Origin of the sequence: Corynebacterium tuingiense (genome assembly GCF_046718165.1) — a bacterium.
Taxonomy (GTDB): domain Bacteria; phylum Actinomycetota; class Actinomycetes; order Mycobacteriales; family Mycobacteriaceae; genus Corynebacterium.
On sequence record NZ_CP177101.1, the window covers coordinates 891,896 to 912,878 of the forward strand.

General features: G+C 58.9%; 16 protein-coding genes and 2 pseudogenes. 9 read left to right on the forward strand and 9 right to left on the reverse strand.

What is annotated here, in order from left to right; translation table 11 throughout:
• Positions 1 to 149 precede the first annotated feature (149 nt).
• Together ACLI1T_RS04305 and glpX are read right to left on the reverse strand one after the other, a co-directional pair.
• Positions 150 to 1,550 (reverse strand): class II fumarate hydratase, encoded by a 1,401-nt coding sequence (locus tag ACLI1T_RS04305; protein WP_411703111.1) that lies wholly within the window; start codon positions 1,548 to 1,550, stop codon positions 150 to 152.
• Positions 1,551 to 1,658: 108 nt separating this feature from the next.
• Positions 1,659 to 2,672: a class II fructose-bisphosphatase gene (gene glpX / locus ACLI1T_RS04310; RefSeq protein ID WP_411703112.1), complete on the reverse strand. Its 1,014-nt coding sequence runs from the start codon at positions 2,670 to 2,672 to the stop codon at positions 1,659 to 1,661.
• A gap of 217 nt (positions 2,673 to 2,889) precedes the next feature.
• Between glpX and ACLI1T_RS04315 the strand changes: the two genes are divergently transcribed.
• Positions 2,890 to 3,459, forward strand: a complete 570-nt coding sequence (locus ACLI1T_RS04315) for a DUF4245 domain-containing protein (RefSeq protein WP_411703113.1) — start codon at positions 2,890 to 2,892, stop codon at positions 3,457 to 3,459.
• On the opposite strand, the gene ACLI1T_RS04320 is transcribed toward ACLI1T_RS04315, so the two are convergent.
• From ACLI1T_RS04320 to xseA, 3 genes are read right to left on the reverse strand one after another with little or no spacing between them, the layout of a single operon-like run.
• Entirely contained in the window at positions 3,443 to 3,823 is a 381-nt protein-coding gene (locus tag ACLI1T_RS04320; RefSeq protein WP_239267944.1) for a hypothetical protein, read from the reverse strand. The genes ACLI1T_RS04315 and ACLI1T_RS04320 overlap by 17 nt on opposite strands.
• Positions 3,823 to 4,101, reverse strand: coding sequence for an exodeoxyribonuclease VII small subunit (locus ACLI1T_RS04325; RefSeq protein WP_023026190.1), 279 nt, complete (start codon positions 4,099 to 4,101; stop codon positions 3,823 to 3,825). The genes ACLI1T_RS04320 and ACLI1T_RS04325 overlap by 1 nt, the downstream gene beginning before the upstream one ends.
• Positions 4,102 to 4,125: 24 nt before the next feature.
• Positions 4,126 to 5,367, reverse strand: coding sequence for an exodeoxyribonuclease VII large subunit (gene xseA / locus ACLI1T_RS04330; protein ID WP_411703115.1), 1,242 nt, complete (start codon positions 5,365 to 5,367; stop codon positions 4,126 to 4,128).
• Positions 5,368 to 5,520: 153 nt separating this feature from the next.
• On the opposite strand from xseA, the gene ACLI1T_RS04335 reads away from it, so the two are divergent.
• Positions 5,521 to 6,471 carry a 4-hydroxy-3-methylbut-2-enyl diphosphate reductase gene (locus ACLI1T_RS04335; protein ID WP_411703116.1) on the forward strand — a complete coding sequence of 317 codons (951 nt, stop codon included), beginning with the start codon at positions 5,521 to 5,523 and terminating at the stop codon, positions 6,469 to 6,471.
• Between the two features lie 77 nt (positions 6,472 to 6,548).
• Here the strand turns inward: ACLI1T_RS04335 and ACLI1T_RS04340 are convergent, their stop codons facing one another.
• From ACLI1T_RS04340 to ACLI1T_RS04350, 3 genes are all read right to left on the reverse strand, one after another.
• Positions 6,549 to 7,358 carry a DUF6542 domain-containing protein gene (locus ACLI1T_RS04340; protein ID WP_411703117.1) on the reverse strand — a complete coding sequence of 270 codons (810 nt, stop codon included), beginning with the start codon at positions 7,356 to 7,358 and terminating at the stop codon, positions 6,549 to 6,551.
• 65 nt (positions 7,359 to 7,423) lie between these two features.
• Positions 7,424 to 8,494 carry a DNA recombination protein RmuC gene (locus ACLI1T_RS04345; RefSeq protein ID WP_411703118.1) on the reverse strand — a complete coding sequence of 357 codons (1,071 nt, stop codon included), beginning with the start codon at positions 8,492 to 8,494 and terminating at the stop codon, positions 7,424 to 7,426.
• Between the two features lie 36 nt (positions 8,495 to 8,530).
• Positions 8,531 to 10,018, reverse strand: coding sequence for an AI-2E family transporter (locus ACLI1T_RS04350; RefSeq protein ID WP_411703119.1), 1,488 nt, complete (start codon positions 10,016 to 10,018; stop codon positions 8,531 to 8,533).
• 29 nt (positions 10,019 to 10,047) lie between these two features.
• On the opposite strand from ACLI1T_RS04350, the gene ychF reads away from it, so the two are divergent.
• From ychF to ACLI1T_RS04365, 3 genes are all read left to right on the forward strand, one after another.
• Positions 10,048 to 11,133 (forward strand): redox-regulated ATPase YchF, encoded by a 1,086-nt coding sequence (gene ychF, locus ACLI1T_RS04355; RefSeq protein ID WP_349852568.1) that lies wholly within the window; start codon positions 10,048 to 10,050, stop codon positions 11,131 to 11,133.
• A 98-nt stretch (positions 11,134 to 11,231) separates the two neighbouring features.
• Positions 11,232 to 11,765, forward strand: coding sequence for a type 1 glutamine amidotransferase domain-containing protein (locus ACLI1T_RS04360; protein ID WP_411703120.1), 534 nt, complete (start codon positions 11,232 to 11,234; stop codon positions 11,763 to 11,765).
• 351 nt (positions 11,766 to 12,116) lie between these two features.
• Positions 12,117 to 12,989, forward strand: a complete 873-nt coding sequence (locus ACLI1T_RS04365) for a cation diffusion facilitator family transporter (RefSeq protein ID WP_411703286.1) — start codon at positions 12,117 to 12,119, stop codon at positions 12,987 to 12,989.
• Positions 12,990 to 13,034: 45 nt separating this feature from the next.
• Here the strand turns inward: ACLI1T_RS04365 and ACLI1T_RS04370 are convergent, their stop codons facing one another.
• A complete protein-coding gene (locus ACLI1T_RS04370) occupies positions 13,035 to 14,396 on the reverse strand; it encodes a dicarboxylate/amino acid:cation symporter (RefSeq protein WP_411703121.1) in 1,362 nt (453 codons plus the stop codon).
• A 505-nt stretch (positions 14,397 to 14,901) separates the two neighbouring features.
• Here ACLI1T_RS04370 and pcp point away from each other — a divergent pair.
• The 4 genes and pseudogenes from pcp to nrfD all read left to right on the forward strand — a co-directional run bounded on the left by pcp (position 14,902) and on the right by nrfD (position 20,975).
• On the forward strand, positions 14,902 to 15,501 hold the full coding sequence (gene pcp / locus ACLI1T_RS04375) for a pyroglutamyl-peptidase I (RefSeq protein ID WP_411703122.1): 600 nt from the start codon (positions 14,902 to 14,904) through the stop codon (positions 15,499 to 15,501).
• A gap of 48 nt (positions 15,502 to 15,549) precedes the next feature.
• Positions 15,550 to 18,825 (forward strand): formate dehydrogenase-N subunit alpha, encoded by a 3,276-nt coding sequence (gene fdnG / locus ACLI1T_RS04380; protein WP_411703123.1) that lies wholly within the window; start codon positions 15,550 to 15,552, stop codon positions 18,823 to 18,825.
• A pseudogene (locus ACLI1T_RS04385) lies at positions 18,826 to 19,864 on the forward strand (4Fe-4S dicluster domain-containing protein).
• Positions 19,861 to 20,975, forward strand: a pseudogene (nrfD, locus tag ACLI1T_RS04390) (NrfD/PsrC family molybdoenzyme membrane anchor subunit). Before ACLI1T_RS04385 ends, nrfD begins: the two co-directional pseudogenes overlap by 4 nt.
• The last annotated feature ends 8 nt before the right edge of the window (positions 20,976 to 20,983 follow it).

The following is a 20,983-nucleotide window of genomic DNA, read 5'->3' on the forward strand; positions in this document are numbered from 1 at the left end:
TTGTAGTTCACAGCCTGCGCTTGCCGATGCCCCCTTCCTCCCCTTACTTACCTGCGCTTCCTGTGCTCGGGAAGCGCCTTCAGGCATGTGAAAACCCCCGCTCAGGAGTGATTTCCGAGCGGGGGTGTTAGCGCTAAAAGTGGCTTAGATTAGATATTGTCGCGCTCGCGGTTGGTCATGCTCAATACGTTCAAGCGCTTGTCCAGCTCTTCCTCGGTGAGGTTCTCGCCGTCAACAAAGCCTAGGTCAATGACGGCCTGGCGGACGGTGATCTTCTCATTGAGGGCGTGTTTTGCGGCCTTTGCGGCGTTCTCGTAGCCGATGGCGGAGTTCAGCGGGGTCACGATGGACGTGGAGGACTCCGCGAAGTGCTTCATGCGCTCCTCGTTGGCCTCGATGTGGTCGACGCACTTCTCAGCAAAGACGCGGGCGGAGTTGGCCAGCAGGCGAGCGGACTCGAGCACGTTGCGCGCCATCATCGGGATGAAGACGTTGAGCTCGAACTGGCCTTGCGCACCGCCAAAGGCAACGGCTGCGTCATTGCCCACAACCTGGCCGGCCACCATGGTGACCGCCTCAGGGATAACCGGGTTGACCTTGCCCGGCATGATGGAAGAACCAGGCTGCAGGTCCTTCAGGTGGATTTCTGCCAGGCCGGTCAGTGGGCCTGAGCCCAGCATGCGCAGGTCGTTGGCAATCTTGTTGAAGGATACGGCCACCGAGCGCATGGCGCCGGAGAACTCTACGAGGCCATCGCGGTTAGCCTGTGCCTCGAAGTGGTTTTCTGCTTCCTTGAGGTTCTCAACGCCGGTGAGCTTCTTGAGCTCCTCGGTCACCTTGCCGCCGAACTCGGCGGAGGTATTCAGACCGGTACCGGTGGCGGTACCGCCGATGGCGAGCTCTCCCAAGCGCGGGAGGGTAGCCTCGATGCGCTCGATGCCGAGCTCCACCTGGCGGGCGTAGCCGCTGAACTCCTGGCCCAGGGTGATGGGGGTGGCGTCCATGAGGTGGGTGCGGCCGGCCTTGACGACGTCCGCGAATTCCTTCGCCTTCTTGGTCAAGGACTCGTGCAGGACCTTCAGGCCCGGAATGAGGTCATTGACGGCAGCTTCCGTAGCCGCCACGTGGGTAGCGGTGGGGAAGGTGTCATTGGAGGACTGGCCCATGTTGACGTCATCGTTCGGGTGGACCTCGACGCCCTGCTTATGTGCCAAGGAAGCGATGACCTCGTTGGTGTTCATATTGGACGAGGTACCGGAGCCGGTCTGGAAGACGTCAATGGGGAAGGCATCGTTGTGCTTGCCTTCTGCGATTTCCTTCGCGGCGGCGATAATCGCATCAGCCTTTTCTGCATCCAGGCTGCCGGAATCCTTGTTGACCTGTGCGCATGCAGCCTTGAGCAGGCCGAGCGCGCGGATCTGCGCATCTTCCAAGCCGCGGCCGGAGATGGGGAAGTTGTCTACCGCGCGCTGGGTTTGTGCGCGCCACAGGGCATCGGCGGGAACTTTAACCTCGCCCATAGTGTCATGTTCGGTACGGTATTCGGTCATGAAAATCACCTCGGTTAATTGATTGTGTGCGTCTACCCCCAGTATGGCGAAAAGCTAAAAGTGAGAGGGCGAAAAGCCCGAGCCTGCCCCGCCATTTGGGGGTGAGGTTTAGTTCTTGGTGGGGTCCGAGTAGTCCACGACGGAGTATTCCTGCAGCTTAGCCAGCTTGTGGAAGGAATCGACGTAGCGAATGGTGCCGGACTTGGAACGCATGACCAGCGAACGGGTGGAGGCGCCATTATTGCGGTAGGAAACACCGCGCAGCATGTCACCGTTGGTCACGCCGGTGGCGGCGAAGTAGCAGTTCTTGGAGGAGACCAAGTCATTGGTGCCCAAGACCTTATCCAAGTCGTGGCCTGCGGCGCGGGCCTTTTCCGCTTCCTCTTCATCCTTTGGCCACAGCTTGCCCTGGATTTCGCCGCCCATACACCGCATGGCGCAGGCGGTGATGATGCCCTCAGGGGTACCGCCAATGCCCATCATCATGTCGATGGAGTTGGAATCCTGGCAGGTAGCGATGGCACCTGCCACATCGCCATCCATAATGAGGCGTACCTTGGCTCCTGCCTCGCGGATCTCCTGGATGAGCTTTTCGTGGCGCGGGCGGTCCAATACCACCACGGTGATATCGGCGGTGCGCAGGCCCTTTGCCTTGGCCACGGACTCGATATTCCATTGCACGGACTGGTTGATATCGATGGATCCGACGGCTTCTGGGCCCACGGCGATCTTTTCCATGTAGAAAACCGCAGATGGGTCATACATGGTGCCGCGCTCTGCGGCGGCGATCACCGAAATGGCATTGGGGCGGCCTTCAGCCATCAATCGCGTGCCATCTACCGGGTCCACGGCAATGTCCATCGCCGCACCTTCGCCCGTGCCGACCTCTTCACCGTTGAAGAGCATCGGGGCCTCATCCTTTTCGCCCTCACCAATGACGACAACGCCCTTCATCGCCACGGAGTTAATCAGTTTGCGCATGGCATCGACTGCCGCGCCATCGCCCTCATTCTTCATGCCACGACCAACCCAGCGGCCAGAGGCCAAGGCGGCGGCTTCGGTCACGCGCACCAGCTCCATGGCCAAGTTACGGTCGGGCAAATAAGAAGTATTTTCGGACATGTGTAGTGGTTGCCTTCCATGTTTTCTCACCGTGGGGGTAATTCCCACGCGATTAGTGTTCTACTTGTCCTATTCTGGCACTTTTTGGCGTCAATAGGTCCGATTTGGGGCCCCTTTTGCGGGGTTTTTCCTTTCTCTAGGCAGCATTATCGGCGCGAATGTGCGCACGCGGGAGGCATGTGGCACTTTCACGGTGGCTCATGCGATACTAAGGCGCGTGGCTGCAGAACAAAGACCGAAGATTTTCGAAGGCGCTCGCGACATCATTTTGTCCCTTTCCGTAGTGGTGGTCATGATGTTGCTCGTGGTGGGCGCGACGGGGCTTTGCTCGGTGAATCCGGAAACAGAGCAAGGCCCAGTTCAAGAGGTAGACGAGGAGACCTTCCTAGATACGCAGGCTCGCGCCGGTATTGGTGCTATCCGAGATCCCCAGATGCCCGAAGGCTGGCAGGCCAATGCGGCCCGCCGTTCGCAGCTAGGCGGCGACACAGTCACCGTCGTCAGCTGGCTTACCGCGGATGGAAACTACGTGGAATCCACCCAAACCCAGGTTTCTGCAGAAGAGGCGGGCGAAAAATACGACGCTAACTATCGCGGGCTGAACTCAATGCGCGAGGTAGCCGGCCATCAGGTGCGCGTGCTGGCAAGTGACGACGATTCTGTGCGCCGCTTGTGGATCGCCGACTTGGGCGATGCCCGCCTCATCATCTCCGGTGCAGCCCCCGATGAAGAATTCGCTGCAGCCACCGAGGCCTTCATCAAGGCCGAACCTATAAGCGGAAAGTAACCTCGCTGAGCCCCTCGGCGTCCGCTTCCACTGTGATTCCCTCAGTGTCACCGGTGGCTTCGTCCAAGGCAGCGGCATCCAGCCCGCTCAAACGCGTCTTTTCTAGGTAGACGTCCACGCGCTCGCGCTGGGAACGGCGCGGGTAGATGGAGACTTGGACCACTTTGGCATCGGCAAGCAGCAGCACGATGGACCGGGAAAAGTAACTCAATTCCTCTTCTGTGGCCGAAACCTGGGTGCTGGTATGCGCCGGCCCGAAAAATTCCTCTACCAGCGCGCGGGAATCGCCGCCCATGATGGAGCCTGCCGATGCCGATTTGGAGACGAAATCAATCCGCCTTCCCGGGTAACCATAAATCTGCATTACTCTTCACCCTCCTCAGCCTGCTGCTCGCTGTGTTCCGCCTTTTCAAGGGCATCCTCCACCCGCTTGGAGGCGCCATCCAAGTGGGACTCGCACGTGCGAGCAAGCGCCTCGCCGCGCTCCCAGTATTTCAGGGACTCGTCCAAGCCCATCTGGCCGAGCTCTAAAATCTTAACGGTTTCAATGAGCTCATCGCGCGCCTGTTCGTAGCTCAATTCCTCTACGGGAGTAAAGGCATCCTGGCCCGGCTGGCCGGAACCAATAGTTTCATCTGACATCAGCAATTCTCCTACTATTTCTGGCTAATCGGCGGCCTTGGAGGCCATGGACACGGCAGTGATGGAACCATCGCCCACGCGAATGCGCAATTGCGCGCCGGGCGGTGATTGTTCATAAGAGCTAACTACCTCCGGATCGCTGCCGTCTTTGGGCAATACCTGGACAATAGAATACCCACGGGCGAGCGTGGCTGAGGGCCCCAAAGCAGAAACCCGTGCGCGCAGGGACTCCACGTGCCGAGTCTCGCGGTCCAAGAGCACCCGCAGCTCGCGGCGCATACTCGTGCGCATGCGCTCGACCTCTTCGCGCCGGGCGCGGATCGGTGTCATCGGATCGGCCAATACCGGCCGGGAGCGGATATTATCCAGTCCACGGCGCTCGCGTTCGACCCAGCCGCGCAACGCCGCCGCCATGCGGGAACGCGCCTCTGCAATAATCGCTCGTTCTTCTGCCACGGAAGGCACCACGCGCTTGGCGGCATCCGTGGGCGTGGCCGCGCGCAAATCTGCGACATTATCCAGCACCGGGCTGTCTGGCTCGTGGCCAATCGCGGAGACCACCGGGGTGCTGGCAGCCACGACGGCGCGTTGCAGGGCTTCTTCAGAAAAGGGCAATAGATCTTCCACGGAACCGCCGCCGCGGGCGATGATGATGACATCAATCTCCGCATCGGCGTCCAGCTCCTGCAGGGCCGAAATCACCTCGGGGACGGTATTGGCCCCCTGAACCGGAGTATTAATGACCCGGAATTGCACGGCCGGCCACCGGTCGCGGGCGACTGCCATGACATCGCGCTCGGCGGCAGAACCGCGGCCGGTAATTAGGCCAATCTTCTGCGGGAGGTAGGGAAGCGGGCGCTTGCGCGCGGGATCAAAGAGGCCCTCTGCGGCGAGCTGCGCGCGCAGTTTTTCGATGCGCGCCAATAGATCGCCGATGCCCACGTGCCGGATCTCCGTGGTCCACAAGGAAAAGGACCCGCGGCCGGCATAAAAGGCGGGCTTGCCGTGCACGATGACGCGATCGCCATCCTTCAGCGGCGTGGGCAGGTTGTGCAGCATTGAGGAAGAGCAGGTCAATTGCACCGACTTTTCCTGCTGCACATCGCGCAGGGTGAGATAAGACAGCTTCCAGGTGGGCTTGTAATTGATCTGCGTTAATTGGCCTTCCACCCACAGATATCCAAGGCGCTCGATCCACCCCTTCACCTGGTCATTGACCTGGCCCACAGGCCAGGGGGTCTCTGGAGTATTTGCCGGTTGGTTCACGCAGCCACCCTTTCCTTCTACAGCGCCCTACGGTGCCCTTTAGTCTAGGTGCTCCAGACAAGTACCGCCCCGCTTGGGTGGCCTAGATCGGCGCTTTTGCTGCTGGATAGGCCTTACTATTGTTTTGCTTTACCTTTCGATACTCTGGGAGGCATGACTGATGGTAAAAATGTTCTCCTCGCGGCACCGCGCGGTTACTGCGCTGGAGTGGACCGCGCCGTCGAGACCGTAGAAAAGGCGCTAGAAAAATACGGCGCACCCATTTATGTACGCAAGCAAATCGTCCACAACCGTTATGTCGTTGAATCTTTGGCCAAGCGCGGCGTCATCTTCGTTGAAGAGGCAGCCGAGGCCCCGGAGGGTGCTCACCTCGTCTTCTCCGCTCATGGCATCTCCCCGGCGGTGCGCAATCAGGCGCAAGAGCGCAAGCAATTGACCCTGGATGCCACGTGCCCCTTGGTTACCAAGGTGCACAAGGAAGCCCAGCGCTTCGAGCGCGATGGTTACCACATCCTCCTCGTGGGCCACGAAGGCCACGAAGAAGTAGAAGGCACCGCGGGTGAGGCTCCCGATGTCACGCACCTGGTCGATGGCGTTGACGGCGTGGACAAGCTGCCGGACTACCTCCAGGATGAAAAGCTCATCTGGCTCTCACAGACCACGCTTTCGGTGGATGAGACCGTCGTCATCGTCAATAAGCTGCGCGAGCGTTTCCCGCACCTGGAAAACCCGCCGTCAGATGATATTTGCTACGCCACCCAAAACCGGCAAGAGTCCGTCAAGGCCATCGCGCCGAAGTGCGATCTGATGATCGTGGTCGGGTCAAAGAACTCGTCCAACTCGGTGCGCCTCGTAGAGGTCGCGCTCGAAGCAGGCGCGCGCGACTCCCACTTGGTGGACTTCGCCGCAGAAATCGATGAATCGTGGTTAGACGGCGTAGAGACCGTTGGCGTGACCTGTGGCGCCTCCGTGCCGGAACTCTTGGTGCGCGAGGTGCTCGAGTACTTGGATGATCGCGGCTTTAATGACGTGGAGCAAGTAACCACCTCTACGGAATCCATTACCTTCGCGCTTCCGCGCGATCTACGCCCCGCCCGTACCTAGCGCTGCAGCACTTAGAAGCAAAGAAAAACCGTGAGCCTGGCGGCCTCTTAAAGAGTGCCGACGGCTCACGGTTTAGTTTATTCATAGAGGTTGTCGTCCCAACGCTGCTTGTTGGCAGTGTCTTTTGTTGAAGAAGAGGGACCTGGTTCGGGGGCCGGTGGTATCACGTCCCCCGCGCGCCGGTTCGGATCCGGCTGCAGGCGATTTTCGCGTTCTGCCTGTTGCTCGCGGCGGCGCTCTTCCCGGTCGCGGCCGCGGATGCGGTCTTGCGGTTTCTGCGGCGGCCGCGCTTGTGCATGCGATCTACGGCGGGAGGAGCGTAGGGATGAGGCCTGCGGGTTTTCGGATCTATCGCGGGCCATAAGCTCCGCCACGGAAAGCCGTTCAGTGCGGTTCTGACGGTCTCGCTTCATGTCCGCGCGCCGCGAGGCCTTTTGTTGATTCACGGCACGCTGGGCGGCCTTGCGGAAGCGCATCCAGCGCAGAATGCCGATTGCGGTCGCGCCGAGAACCGCGATAAGCAACCACAGGAAGTTCTGGACCAACGGATACACGGAGGTCAGCAGCGACGTTTTAGAAAAACTGCTACCTTCTGGAGCATTGGACTTGGTGATGAAGACTCCTGCCGTCACCACGGTTACCGCGTACAAAATGGGGATGGACGCGATGGACAGGAATAATCCCCGCTCCTCAACGATGAGCGCTATGAGCAGCGAGCTGATGATGAGAAAGGCAAAGTACATCCAGCCTATGGAGCCAGCCAGAATGGAAATCAATGCGCCGGTGAGCAAAAGTGCTGCCAGTAGCCCAAGGCCCTTCAGCAGCGAGATGCTCGGCATGCTCAGGCTTTGCGCGGCGGTAGGCTTTCGTTGTTTGGCTAGTGACACGTCGCAAAATCCTACCGTCTGGCGCGGGCCAATGGCTATATCCACGCAGTAAAACTGCCTAGATTTTAGGAAGAATTTGTCCCGCGCGGCCACGTATCAATGGGGGAAGGCTCCCGCGGTGCCCTGTTCGTGTGGCCGGGAATCTCCATTTCGTGCAGTTTGCGGGCGGTCACGCCCACGCGTGAATCCAGCGAGGAGAGCGTGGAATTATAGGCTTCTACTGCCTTTTCGAGGTTCTGGCCCACCTTGCCGTAGTGCTCCGAGAGGGTATTGAGCCGCGAATAGAGCTCGCGTCCCAAGCGTTTGACTTCCTTTGCCTTGGCGGAAATATCTTCCTGGTGCCACCCCATAGCCACCGTGCGCAAGAGCGCGAAGAGTGAGCTCGGGGTGGCGATGACGACGTTGCGCTCAAACCCGAACTCGATGAGCTCAGGATCGACCGATAGAGCCGCATCGAGGAAGGGATCCGCGGGCACGAAGAGCACCACGAATTCCGGGGTCGGTTGGAAGGCCTCAATATAGTCTTTGTGGGACAACGCCTGGATGTGGCTGCGCAGCTGATGCGCGTGGCGGCGCAGGTAGCCTGCGTGTTCTTCTGGATCCTCGGTCTCCAGCGCATCGAGGTAAGAAGAAAACGGGACCTTGGCATCGACGATGATATGCCTGCCACCGGCCAAGTTGATGAGCATATCTGGGCGCACGATGCGGCCGTTTAAGGGGGCAGAGACTTGGGAATCGAAGTCCACGTGCCGTTTCATGCCGCCGAGTTCGACGACTCGCTCTAGCTGAATCTCGCCCCACCGCCCGCGCACGTTGGGCGAGCGGAGGGCCGTAACGAGCTGATCTGTGCGCTCTGTTAGCCGGGACGAGGTGCGGGTCACCGCCTGCACTTGGCTGGAGAGGGAGGCCAAGTGGGCGGTGCGATCTTCTTCCAATTCTTGGAGCTGGAATCCGAGCCTATCCATGGCCTTTTCCAGCGGTTGCAGCTCGGCCTGGCGGCGCTGGAATTCTTGCAGGGCCCGGTGCTCCTCACTCGGCGCGGAGCGGGAAGCGGAATGAGAGTGGGCCAGCCATCCCAGAACGGCACCCAATAGGAGACCGATAAACAGCAGCAGCACGGGCAAAGTGGATGTCATGGAATCCACTATGACACGTGCTGCCGACACGGCACACTATTTATTCGAATCTCCGTTCAAAAGATTTTCAAAGGCATCCCGCGCCCGGCGCAGGTTGGAGCGCATGCTCGGCTGGTCATAGTCCTCCGGGGTGGAATCGACATCGACGGAGTCATCGAGTGTGGTGGAGTCGCCCTCGGAAGCCGCATCGGCGCTGGCGATATCGGGGGAGGCGTGTTCTGGAACCTTGCGCCACTGCTCGCGCTTGTATTGCGCCTGCTCTTCGGTATAGCGGCCGATGAGATAGCCCGCGACGGTGGAGTAGTTGAGCTCGGAGGAGTGCTTTTCTCCGGACTGTAGCTTCATCATGTCCTGCACGTAACGATAGGCAACCGCGATCATCGCAGCGGTCGGTACGGCCAGGAATCCACCGATGAGTCCAAAGAGTGCGGAGCCGACGATGACGGAGACCAAAACAATAACTGGGTGCAGGTTCATGGCCTTTGCCTGCAGCCACGGCGAAAGGACATTGCCTTCAAGCTGCTGGACCAAAATAACGAGGCCCAAGACCAACAGTGCTTGGGTAAAGCCCAAAGACACCAAGGCGATAACCACTGCGAGCGCGCCGGAGACGATGGCGCCGACGAACGGGATGAAGCCGGCGATGAAGGTGATGATCGCCAGGGCCATCGCCAAGGGCACGCCGATAAGCACGAGGCCGAGGCCGATAAAGATGGCATCGATAAGCGAGACAACCGCCTGTGCCCGAATGAACCCGCCCAGGGTATTCCAGGCGCGCGTGAGCAATTCCGTGAGATGCCAGCCGGCGCGCCGGCCGGTGGCATCGCGCAGCCACGGCAGGAATTTGGTGCCGTCTTTCAGGAAGAAGAAGGTGAGCACCAAGACGATGAACACCGTGACGAAAAATGAGGTGGCATTGCCGATGCCCGTAAATACAGACCCGGCGATAACGCCCGCACGTTCCTGCAACCAGCCTGCGGCCTCGTCGATATAGGTGCTCATATCGTCGCTATCGAGGTTCAGGGGTGGGCCCTGGGCCCAAACTTGGAGCTGCTGGATGCCGGAGACCGTTTGCAGGTAGAGCGACTGGGATTGCCGCATGAAGTCCGGCGCCACCGAGGCGATAAGCCCACCGACGGCGGCCGAGGAGAGCAGGATCGTCACAATCGCCGCCAGGCCTGCGGGCAGTCCTTTTGTTCGCATCCAACGCGCCATGGGGTGAAGCACGGTACAGATAATAAGAGCCAAGAGCACCGGCAGGATGCCCTGCCAGAAGCTACCCAAGACGTGATAGATCGCAAAAAGGAAAACGCCAATTATCAGCAGGCGCACGGCCCACAGGGAGGTCGATTTCACCATTTCGCCCGCAATGACGGAGCGATCGACCTGATTGCCCGGGGGGTGTGGCGATACGTCGTCCAATTGGCTGGTGTCGAAGTCACCGTCCATTTTATCGCCCGGGCTCGCCTGCGGCTTTTCGGGTGTTGGTTGCTTATCAGAACTCACCCCACCATCTTGCCTCATAACGCGGTAGGTGCGTTAGGATTAGCCCCGTGAGTCTTACACTAGGAATCGTCGGCTTGCCCAATGTGGGCAAGTCCACTTTGTTTAATGCCCTGACCCGTTCCGAAATCTTGGCGGCTAATTACCCTTTCGCCACCATCGAGCCCAACGTCGGCTTGGTGGAGCTGCCGGATCCCCGTTTGGACACCCTCGCTAAGATGTTCAACTCCGAGCGCATCTTGCCAGCGACCGTGTCCTTTGTGGATATTGCCGGCATCGTCGCAGGTGCCTCGCAGGGCGAGGGTATGGGTAACGCCTTCCTAGCCAATATCCGCGAGGCCGACGCTATCTGCCAGGTGGTCCGCGCCTTTTCTGATGACAACGTCATCCACGTTGATGGCCAGGTAGATCCCGGCAATGACATTTCCGTTATTAATACAGAGCTGATTCTGGCGGATCTGCAGACCATCGAGAAGGCCCTGCCGCGCCTAGAAAAAGATGCCCGGAAGAATAAGGACTTGGCCCCGGTGGTGGAGGCCACCAAGAAGGCGCAGGAAATCCTGGAGGATGACCGCACCCTCTTCGCCGCCGCCAAGTCCGGCGAGATTGATCTTTCCCTCGTGCGCGAGCTGCACCTGATGACGGCTAAGCCTTTCCTCTATGTCTTTAACTCGGACGAGGCTGTGCTTACCGATGTCGCCAAGAAGGACGAACTGCGCCAGCTCGTCGCCCCAGCAGATTGCGTCTTCCTCGATGCACAAACCGAGTCCGAGCTCTTGGAGCTGGATGAGGACGAGGCAAGCGAGCTGCTCGAGGCAGTAGGCCAAGAAGAGCCCGGCTTGGCTACCTTGGCCAAGGCCGGTTTCTCCACCTTGGGACTGCAGACCTACCTCACCGCTGGTGAAAAGGAAGCCCGCGCGTGGACCATTAAGCAAGGCGCTGCTGCGCCCCAGGCTGCCGGCGTTATTCACACCGACTTTGAAAAGAAGTTCATCAAGGCCGAAATCGTCTCCTTCGATGATCTTGTTGCCGCCGGCTCCATGGCCGAGGCGCGCGCCAACGGCAAGGTCCGCCAAGAAGGCAAGGACTACATCATGCACGATGGCGACGTGTGTGACTTTAAGATCGGCGGCTAAATCCTAGCCTGTTGCAGGTCGCGGTAGGGAACGTGGCGAGCGCGCGAATTTAGAGTTACCCTATCTGCGTACCCAACAACAATAAGGAGGTCATAATAATGGCTGAGCTAGATAACAAGACGATCGCAATCATTGCTACGAATGACTTTGAAGACTCTGAGCTGACCTCTCCGCTAGAGGCCGTGCAAAAGGCAGGCGCTACCGTAAAGGTTTTGGCGCCTAAGGCCGGCACCATTACGGGCAAGAACGGTACCGAGATCAACGTTGATGCTACGACCAAGGACTCCGAGGGTGAGACCTTCGACGGCATCATCCTGCCTGGCGGCACCAATAACGCCGACCTCATCCGCCTAGACGAGGCAGCCGTTAGCATCGTGCGCAAGCACATGGGCGAGGACCGCCCCATAGGCGCTATCTGCCACGGCGGCTGGATTCTAGCCGATGCAGAGGCACTCAAGGGCCGTACCTTGACGTCCTTCCCGTCCTTGCAGACCGATCTCCGCAATGCAGGTGCTACCTGGGTTGACGAAGAAGTCCACTGCGACCAGGGCTTGGTCTCCTCCCGTACCCCGGATGACCTGCCTGCATTCAACGCTAAGTTGGTCGAAGAGTTCGCAGAGGGTCAGCACTAAATTAGGCTAAAGCCTTAATTACTCCCTACGAGCCAGAGCGCGAGAAACCCTCTGGCTCGTAGGGAGATTTTTCGTCTATATGGGCTCCTTGCGTTCCCTAGGGCGGATCATGGATTTGGTTGAATGTTTAAGGATTCTCGCCGTCTGCTAACCTATGAACCCAGAAGGGGAGTAGTTCCTACGGCGCCCGTGTGCGCCGCGATGACTGGTCGACACACTGGCTTAAAAGCCCGGCCACTCAGCATCGAGGCATCGATGCGAACGAGACCTTCGGACTGATTCTGGTTGCCGAAGGGAGAGTAGTAGACCTTGTCTTCTTTAAGTACTGAGCAGCGTATTTTAGAGCGCTTTATGATGTTGTCCATCGCCGCGGCGGTGGCGACAATTGTCCTGAAATCTCTGGCAGCATGGCTGACGGGCTCGGTTGGTTTCTTCTCTGATGCCCTCGAATCCCTCGTGAACCTCGTGGCAGCCATTGCGGGTTATTGTGCCTTGCGCATTGCCGCCAAGCCTGCCGATGATAATCACCACTTTGGCCACGGCAAGGCGGAGTATATTTCCGCGTTGGTAGAAGGGGCAATGATTTTCCTCGCAGCAGGGGCCATCATCTACACCGCAGTCCAACGCCTCTTTACTCCCCAGCCCGTTGAGGAAGGCGGTTGGGGCTTAGCGCTGTCGCTATTGTCCTCGATACTTAATCTGGGCGTCGGTTTGGCCCTGATTAAGGCGGGCAAGCGCTACCGGTCTGCGACGCTAAATGCGGATGGGCACCATCTGATTACGGATGTGTGGACCTCCGCCGGCGTTCTCGTCGGCATGGCTGCGGTGTATCTCACCGGCTGGCTGTGGCTCGATGCGCTAGTGGCCTTGGCCGTTGGCATTAATATTTTGTGGACCGGATTTAAGATTCTGCGCGATTCCGTCAGCAGCCTGCTTTCTGAGGCCCTTCCGCAAGAGGAGCAAGATCAAATTTGGGATCTTTTAGCTGAACTGGAAAATGAAAAGTCCGTGACCTTCACGGATCGGCGCACGGTAGCCTCCGGCAGGCAAAGAATGGTCTACCTGACCATGGAGGTGCCGGCGGACTGGAGCGTGCTTTACTCGCACGAGATTGCCGATGACGTTGAAGTCGCCCTCGACGAGCTCTTCCCCGGATGCAGCGTATTTATCCACGTGGAGCCGGCCGGAGTTGCACATCGCCGCCCACTTCCATTCCGGCAATAAATAAAGGCCCAAGGCGTTGTGCCCTGGGCCTTTATTTTCGTTTTATTAAGCCTTGACGCTTACTTCCTCGTCGGAGTCTTCCTCCATGATGTGCTTGACGCCATTCTCGGCTTCATCCCAGACCTCTTGGTTCTGGATGCCCGCGCGCTTGGCGACGACCGTCGCGCACAATGCCTGACCCGTGACGTTGAGCGCCGTGCGGCCCATATCAATGATGGGCTCAATGGCCAGCAGCAAACCGACGCCGGCCAATGGCAGGCCCAACGTGGAAAGGGTCAGCGTGAGCATAACCGTTGCGCCAGTGGTACCGGCGGTAGCCGCAGAACCAATAACGGAGACGAAGATGATGAGTAGGTACTGCGTGAAGTCTAGGTCCACGCCATAGAATTGCGCGACGAAAATCGCAGCAACAGCAGGGTAGACGGAGGCGCAGCCATCCATCTTCGTAGTAGCACCGAGTGGCACTGCGAAGGACGCGTACTCGGTGGGAACGCCCAGGGCACGTTCGCTGAAGCGTTGCGTCGCGGGCATAACACCCATAGAGGAGCGGGTGACAAAGCCCAAGGACGTTACCGGCCAAATGCGCTTGTAGAAACCCGTGACCGGAATATTGTTGAACTTCAGTACTGCTGGGTAAACCACGGCGAAGACGATTGCCAGGCCCACATACATTGCCAAGACGAATTTGCCCAGAGAGCCAAGTGCGTCCCAGCCGTAGGTAGCAACGGCCTTACCAATAAGCGCTGCGGTACCAATCGGCGCCAGGCGGATAATCCACCACAGGACCTTCTGGATGACCTTGAGGAAGGACTCCGTAAAGTGCAGGAACGGATCGGCTGCCTTACCGGTCTGTACGGCGGCAATACCAATGGCCAAGGAAATAACTAGCAGCTGAAGCGCACCGAAGTTCAGCGATATTTCGCCATCGCTGGCAGAGGCCGTAAGACCGATGAAGTTTTGTGGCAGGAGCTGCTCAAAGAAGGCAGTCCACGAACCAACGCTTGACGGATCCTCTGCAGCGGATGCATCGACGCTCGTGCCAGCACCGGGCTTCATGACTAATGCCACGACGATGCCCACGATGACGGAGAAGAACGCCGTAATGGCGAACCACACCAACGTAGAAATGGCCAAGGATGCGGCATTGGCAACCTTGCGCAGGTTAGCCACAGAGGTGACCACCGCGGCGAAGATAAGCGGCGGAACCATGACCTTCAATAGCTGGACATAGGCACCACCGACACCGCTGAGCAGGTTGGTCAACCACCCTGGGTTGTCAGGATCGGTATTCATCCCAGATGCGATCAGTCCCAGGATGAGGCCGATAATAAGGCCCGCAATGACTTGCGCGCCAAACCCCGTTGCCCAGCTAGGAAGTTTGGAGCGAGAGGAAACTTTTTGTGTCATAGAACGTCCTTTAGAAATAAAATGAACAGGTCTGACTATTTGTTGAGTACGGTGCTGTTCAACTTTGACCAGTCTTACTTTATTCCACGCGTCAAACCATGAAGAAAAAGGGACCCGTTTGCAGCAGGAGATTTGTTATGACCGCTTTGTAGACAAAGCAGTTCAGTATCTACTCATGCTTTCGCTCACACCGCGCTCTATAACCCGCGCGCTTCAATCCTCATCCTGCAACCCCGCCCTTCGCGCTCACCGCGAGAATCATCTCGGTTGGCTCGCCTATCTCCCGTGAGCGCGAAGGGGAAGGGTATGGGGAAATGCATCTTAACTTTCGATTTAGTGTGCTGCTCGTCCGCTCGAATTCGTCCTCTTTACCTTCGCGCTCACCGCGAGCCCAGGGCCCTGGTAAAAAGCCGCCTCCGGTGAGCGGCAAGGGCGGGTACTATGCGCAAACTAAAAGGACAGCTCTGAATCGAAGCAGCGGAGCACCGTCATCTGCCATACTGAAATGATGAAGATTCTGGTAACTGCATTTGATGCCTTTGGTGGCGAAGAAATTAACCCTACGGAACGCGCGCTCGATAAGCTGCCGGATGAAATCGGCGGCGCGCAGATTATCAAGCACCCTGTGCCCACGGTGTTCGGTGAAGCACTGAAGCAGGCAATTGCTGTGGCCGAGAAAGAAGGGGTAGACGCGGTGGTCTGCCTGGGGCAAGCCGCCGGGCGCAGCCATATCACTCCGGAGCGAGTAGGCATCAACTTAGCGGATGCTTCCATACCGGATAATGCGGGCAACCAGCCAATCGATGAACCAGTGGTTGAAGGCGGCCCGGCCGCATACTTTTCCACCCTGCCGGTTAAGGCAATGGTCGCAGCGATTCAGGAGGCTGAGATTCCGGCACGGGTCTCGACCACCGCGGGAACGTTTGTGTGCAACCACCTGCTCTATGGCCTGTTGCACCATTTCAAAGATACGCAGGTAAAAGCAGGCTTTATCCACGTACCGTTTATTAAGGAGCAGAATAAAGAAAACAGCCCGATACTGGAGCTTACGGACGTCGTACAGGGTGTGGAATGCGCGATCAGCGCAGTTGCGAAAAACGCTTAGGGTCACCTTGCTAGAGAATTTTTTCCGCCCAAATATAGATTTAAAGTCATGTCTCGCTTAAGTCCTCTCAACTGGCCGGTGGTGCGCCAGCTGCGTAGCGGCGATCCCTTTGGCAGGGATATCAATACGCAATCAACCAAGAGCAAGGAAAAGCACGGGCGCACGGTCGAAGCTGACCGCGTGGTGCAATCCGTGTGCCCATATTGCGCGGTTGGTTGCGCCCAGCGCGTGTACGTCAAAGATGACCGGGTCATCCAGATTGAGGGCGATCCGGATTCACCGATTTCGCGCGGGCGTTTGTGCCCGAAGGGCTCAGCGTCGGAGCAGTTGGTCAACTCCGCAACGCGATTGACCAAGATTAAGTACCGCGCACCGCACTCCACCGAGTGGCAGGAGCTGGATGAAGACACCGCGATGGACATGATCGCGGATCGTTTCTTGGAAGCGCGCCGGAATGGCTGGCAAGACAGCGATGATGCTGGGCGGACGCTCAACCGCACGATGGGTGTCGCTGGCCTTGGTGGCGCGACCTTGGATAATGAGGAAAACTACCTCATCAAGAAGCTTTTTACCGCTGCCGGTGCGGTGCAGCTCGAAAACCAGGCGCGCATATGACACTCCGCCACAGTTCCTAGTTTAGGAACTTCGTTTGGCCGCGGCGGCGCAACCCAACCGCTGCAGGATATGGCGAATGCTGATTGCATCGTCATCGAGGGTTCGAATATGGCCGAGTGTCACCCGGTGGGATTCCAGTGGGTCGTAGAAGCCAAAAAGCGTGGCGCCCGGATTATTCACGTGGATCCGCGGTATACGCGTACCTCTGCGTTCTCCAATCGCCACATTGGCATTCGCGGCGGTACCGACGTGGTGCTGCTGGGCGCGGTCATTAACTACATGCTCCAGAATGAGCTGTACTTCCGCGATTATGTCGTCGCATATACCAATGCGCCGATGATCATCTCGGAGGATTACCAGGACACCGAGGAACTGGACGGACTGTTTTCTGGCTATGACCCAGAAACCGGCACGTACGTGACCGATTCGTGGCAGTACGTGCAAAAGCCGGAAGGTTCTTCCTGGAATGTGGAGCGCGATGACACTCTGGAGCACCCGAATTCGGTCTTCCAGATTCTCAAGCGCCACTATGCGCGCTATACCCCTGAGCTGGTAGAAGAAACCTGCGGCATCGCGCAGGAAGACTTCTACTACCTGGCGGATTCCATTGCGCAGAATTCCGATCCGGAACACACCACGTGTTTCGCTTATGCCTTGGGCTTTACCCAGCACACCTTGGGCGCTCAGTTCATCCGTACCGCTGCCATTTTGCAGCTCTTGATGGGCAATGTGGGCCGCCCAGGCTCGGGAATCATGGCCTTGCGCGGGCACGCCTCCATTCAGGGATCCACGGATATTCCGACGCTCTTCCACTCCCTGCCCGGCTACCTGCCCATGCCGAGCGTGGAAAAGCAGACGTGGCCGGAATTTGTGGATGAGATCCGGGATGAGTCCCAAAAGGGCTTCTGGCAGATCGGCGAAAATTACGCCGTGTCCTTGATGAAGTCTTATTGGGGAGACGCGGCGACCAAGGAAAATAACTGGGGCTATGACCTCATGCCGCGCATTTCCGGCGCGCATTCTACTTACGAAACCCTGCAGGCCATGCTTAATGGTCAGGTGGAAGGCTATTTCGTCTTTGGTCAGAACCCGGCGGTGGCGCAGTCCAATGGTGGCATGCAGCGCCGCGGTCTGGCATCGCTGAAGTGGCTAGTGGTGCGCGATTTCCAAGAAATCGAAACCGCATCGTTTTGGAAGGATGCGCCGGAGATTAAAAACGGCGAGCTGAAGACCGAAGACATCGAAACCGAGGTCTTCCTAATGCCCGCGGCCACCCACGTGGAAAAGGCCGGCACCTTTACTCAGACCCAGCGCATGCTGCAGTGGCGTTTCCAGGCGGCACCGCCGCCAGGCGATGCCAAGAGCGAGCTGTGGTTCTTCTACCAGCTGGGCAAGAAGCTCAAGGAACGCCTGCGCGATTCCACTGATCCGCGCGATCTCCCGCTCCAGAATGTGACGTGGGATTACGCGGAAAATGAGGAAGGCGAGCCGAACTCGGAGGACGTCCTCAAAGAGATCAACGGCTACTACCTGGATGGGCCCAAGAAGGGTGAGCTCTTGCCCACCTTCGTGGAGATGAAAAATGACGGCACGACCTCTGGCGGCTGCTGGATCTATACCGGCGTGTACAAGGACGGCGTTAACCAGTCCGCGCGCAAGGTCCCGGGTTCGGAGCAGAATGAGGTCGCGCCCGAGTGGGGTTGGGTCTGGCCTGCTAACCGCCGCGTTTTGTACAACCGCGCTTCGGCTAAGCCGGATGGCACCCCATGGTCCGAGCGCAAGAAGTATGTGTGGTGGGACGAGGCCCAGGGCAAGTGGGTAGGCGATGACGTCCCTGACTTCCCGGTAACGAAGTCGCCGGAGTACAAGGCTCCTGCCGATGCCGTCGGCCCGGACGCCCTCGATGGCACGGACGCCTTCATCATGCAGGCGGACGGTCGCGGTTGGCTCTTTGCGCCTTCTGGGCTTTCCGATGGCCCCTTGCCCACCCACTATGAGCCGCAGGAGTCTCCGGTGACCAACGTGCTGTATAAGCAGCAGCAATCGCCGACGCGCTTGACCATCAAGCGCCCGGATAACCTGCAGCGTCCAGAACCGGGCATGCCCGGCGCAGAGGTTTTCCCGTTCGTATTTTCTACCTACCGCTTAACGGAGATGTACACCTCGGGTGCGATGTCGCGCCGCCTGCCTTATCTGGCGGAGTTGCAGCCGGGCCTATTCTGCGAGGTGGATAAGGACTTGGCTGCAAAGCGTGGCTTGGAAAATGGCGAGTGGGCGACGATTATCTCGCCGCGCGGTGTGATTGAGGCGCAGGTCTTGGTCACCGATCGCATGCAGATGCTGAAGATCAATGGGGAAGAATTCCACCAGATTGGCCTGCCCTTCCACTACGGCGAGTCCGAGACCACCGCTGTGGCCGGTGACGGTGCTAACGATCTCTTGGGTCTTACGCTCGAGCCGAATGTGTTCATTCAGAACTCAAAGATCGGCGCCTGCGATATCCAGCCGGGCCGCCGTCCGAGGGGAGAAGGCCGCTTGAAGCTGCTCAAGCAGTATCAGGAGCGGGCGCAGTTGAGCGTGGATTCCGGCAATGATTTGTTGTCGGTTCCTGACTCGTTTACCTATAACCCGGAGCCCGAAAAGCACAGTCAATCTGGCGCGGATAGTAGTGATGATGAGACGGCAAGCGATGGCGAAGAAGGTAAGTAAATGACTAATCTACTGACCGAGGACGCGGGCAGGCACGGCTATGATTCCTACCGCCGCATGGCCTTTTTCACCGATACCTCCGTGTGCATCGGCTGCAAGGCCTGCGAGGTGGCGTGCAAGGAATGGAACCGCAACCCGGTAGAGGGATATGACGTTACCGGTAATTCCTATGACAACACCGGCGCTTTGGGTGCAAATACGTGGCGGCACGTGGCCTTTGTGGAACAAAACAATGACCGCATCGAAAAGGCTCGTGAAGAGGGAAAACAGCTTATTTCCCTTGGCATGCCCACCATCGGTGGAAAGCCGGACGAAGTCGATACCACTCCGCCGGATACGGATACGTTTCGGTGGCTGATGTCCTCGGACGTCTGCAAGCACTGCACCCATGCAGGGTGTTTGGACGTCTGCCCAACCGGTGCGCTTTTCCGCACCGAGTTTGGCACCGTGGTGGTCCAAGATGATGTGTGCAATGGCTGCGGAACCTGCGTGGCGGGTTGCCCTTTCGGCGTCATCGAACGCCGCGATGATGGCGGGGTGTCGTTGAAATACGATAAGACCGCGACTGTGGATTATCAGGATAATTCGCACGCCGGCATCAACGTGCTCAAAAAGCTCAAGCAGCGCAAGCCCCAAGGCACTGACCATACGCCGGGCGAGGCGATGCCGATTAAGAATGTGGGCGTCGCCCAGAAGTGCACCATGTGCTATGACCGCCTGAAACAGGGCGAGCAGCCGGCGTGTTCCAAGACGTGTCCTACCGATTCCATCCAGTTCGGTACCTATGAGGACATGCTGTCCGCGGCGAAGGATCGCGTGCGCGTCCTGCACGAACAGGGCATAACGGAGGCGCGGCTCTATGGCGCCAATGACAACGATGGCGTGGGCGGAACCGGCTCTATCTTTTTGTTGCTGGATTCGCCAGAGGTTTATGGCCTGCCGCCGGACCCGCGCGTGCCCACCGCGGATCTGCCGAGCATGTATAAAACCGCAGCCAAGGCCATCGGCGGGATGGTTTTTGATTGGAGGGCGCAAATGAGCGGTTTTGATGAGTACCGGCCACCGCAGCCGGAGCGGCCGAATCGCTACCGCAATTTCGATGGGCCGAAGCGCAAGAAGAAGCGCAAGCGCCCGGGCGCGGGTGCGCAGGATGGCTCCAAAGAGGAGCGGATGGCAGAAGACTTTGAGTTTTCTTCCTACTACGGCAGGCCCGTGGTTAAGGCCCCGCCGTGGGAGTGGCCCATCGGTGGGTATTTCTTCTTGGGCGGTATAGCCGGCGGATCGGGCCTTTTGGCTACCGGTGCACAGGCCGCAGGCAACGCGCCTTTGCGCCGGACCACGCGGGTAGCGGCCTTTGGCGCGGCGGCCGCAGGATCGGTCTTTTTGATTTTGGACCTAGGCCGGCCGGAGCGCGCGTTGAATATGTTCCGCGTCTTCAAGGTGACCTCGCCGATGTCTCTCGGATCGTGGCTGCTTGCGGGCTTTTCCACCGCGGCGGCCATTCCAGCCGCGGTAGAGGTGGATAATGCGACCAAGCGAAAGCTGCCGCTGCCGAAGTGGCTGCGCGCGGGCCTTGGCAAGGCCGCGACTCCGGCCGGGGTGATAACCGGCGTGCTCGGTGGCCCACTGGCCGGATATACGGCGGTATTGCTGTCTAATACGTCCAACCCGGTGTGGAATGACATGAAGCGGCACCTGCCCTATGTCTTCGTATCCTCTGCCTCGGCAGCGGCCTCCGGCCTGGCCATGGTCACCACCCCGGTGAAATACGCCGGGCCTGCCCGGGCCTTGGGCATGGCGGCTGCGGCCAGCGATATCGCGGCGACGAAGGTGCTTGAAAGCAATATGGAGCCGGAGCCGCGCGAGGAATTGCATCACGGAACGCCGGGAAAGCTCATGCGCGCCTCGGAATACCTGATTGCTGCCGGCGGGGTGGGCAGTGCGGTGGCTGCGGCAACGAAGTCCCGCGCCGTGTCTGTGGCCGCGGGCCTATCATTGCTTGCCGGTTCTGCGTGCACGCGCTTTGGCGTTCTCAACGCGGGCTTGGAGGCGGTCAAGAACCCGGCCACCACGATGGGGCCGCAAAACGCCGCGCGGAGCGGCGCCGGCGCGAGCAGGGGCTTGCCACCGACGTGCTCAGCGCAGGTTAGTGCTGGGC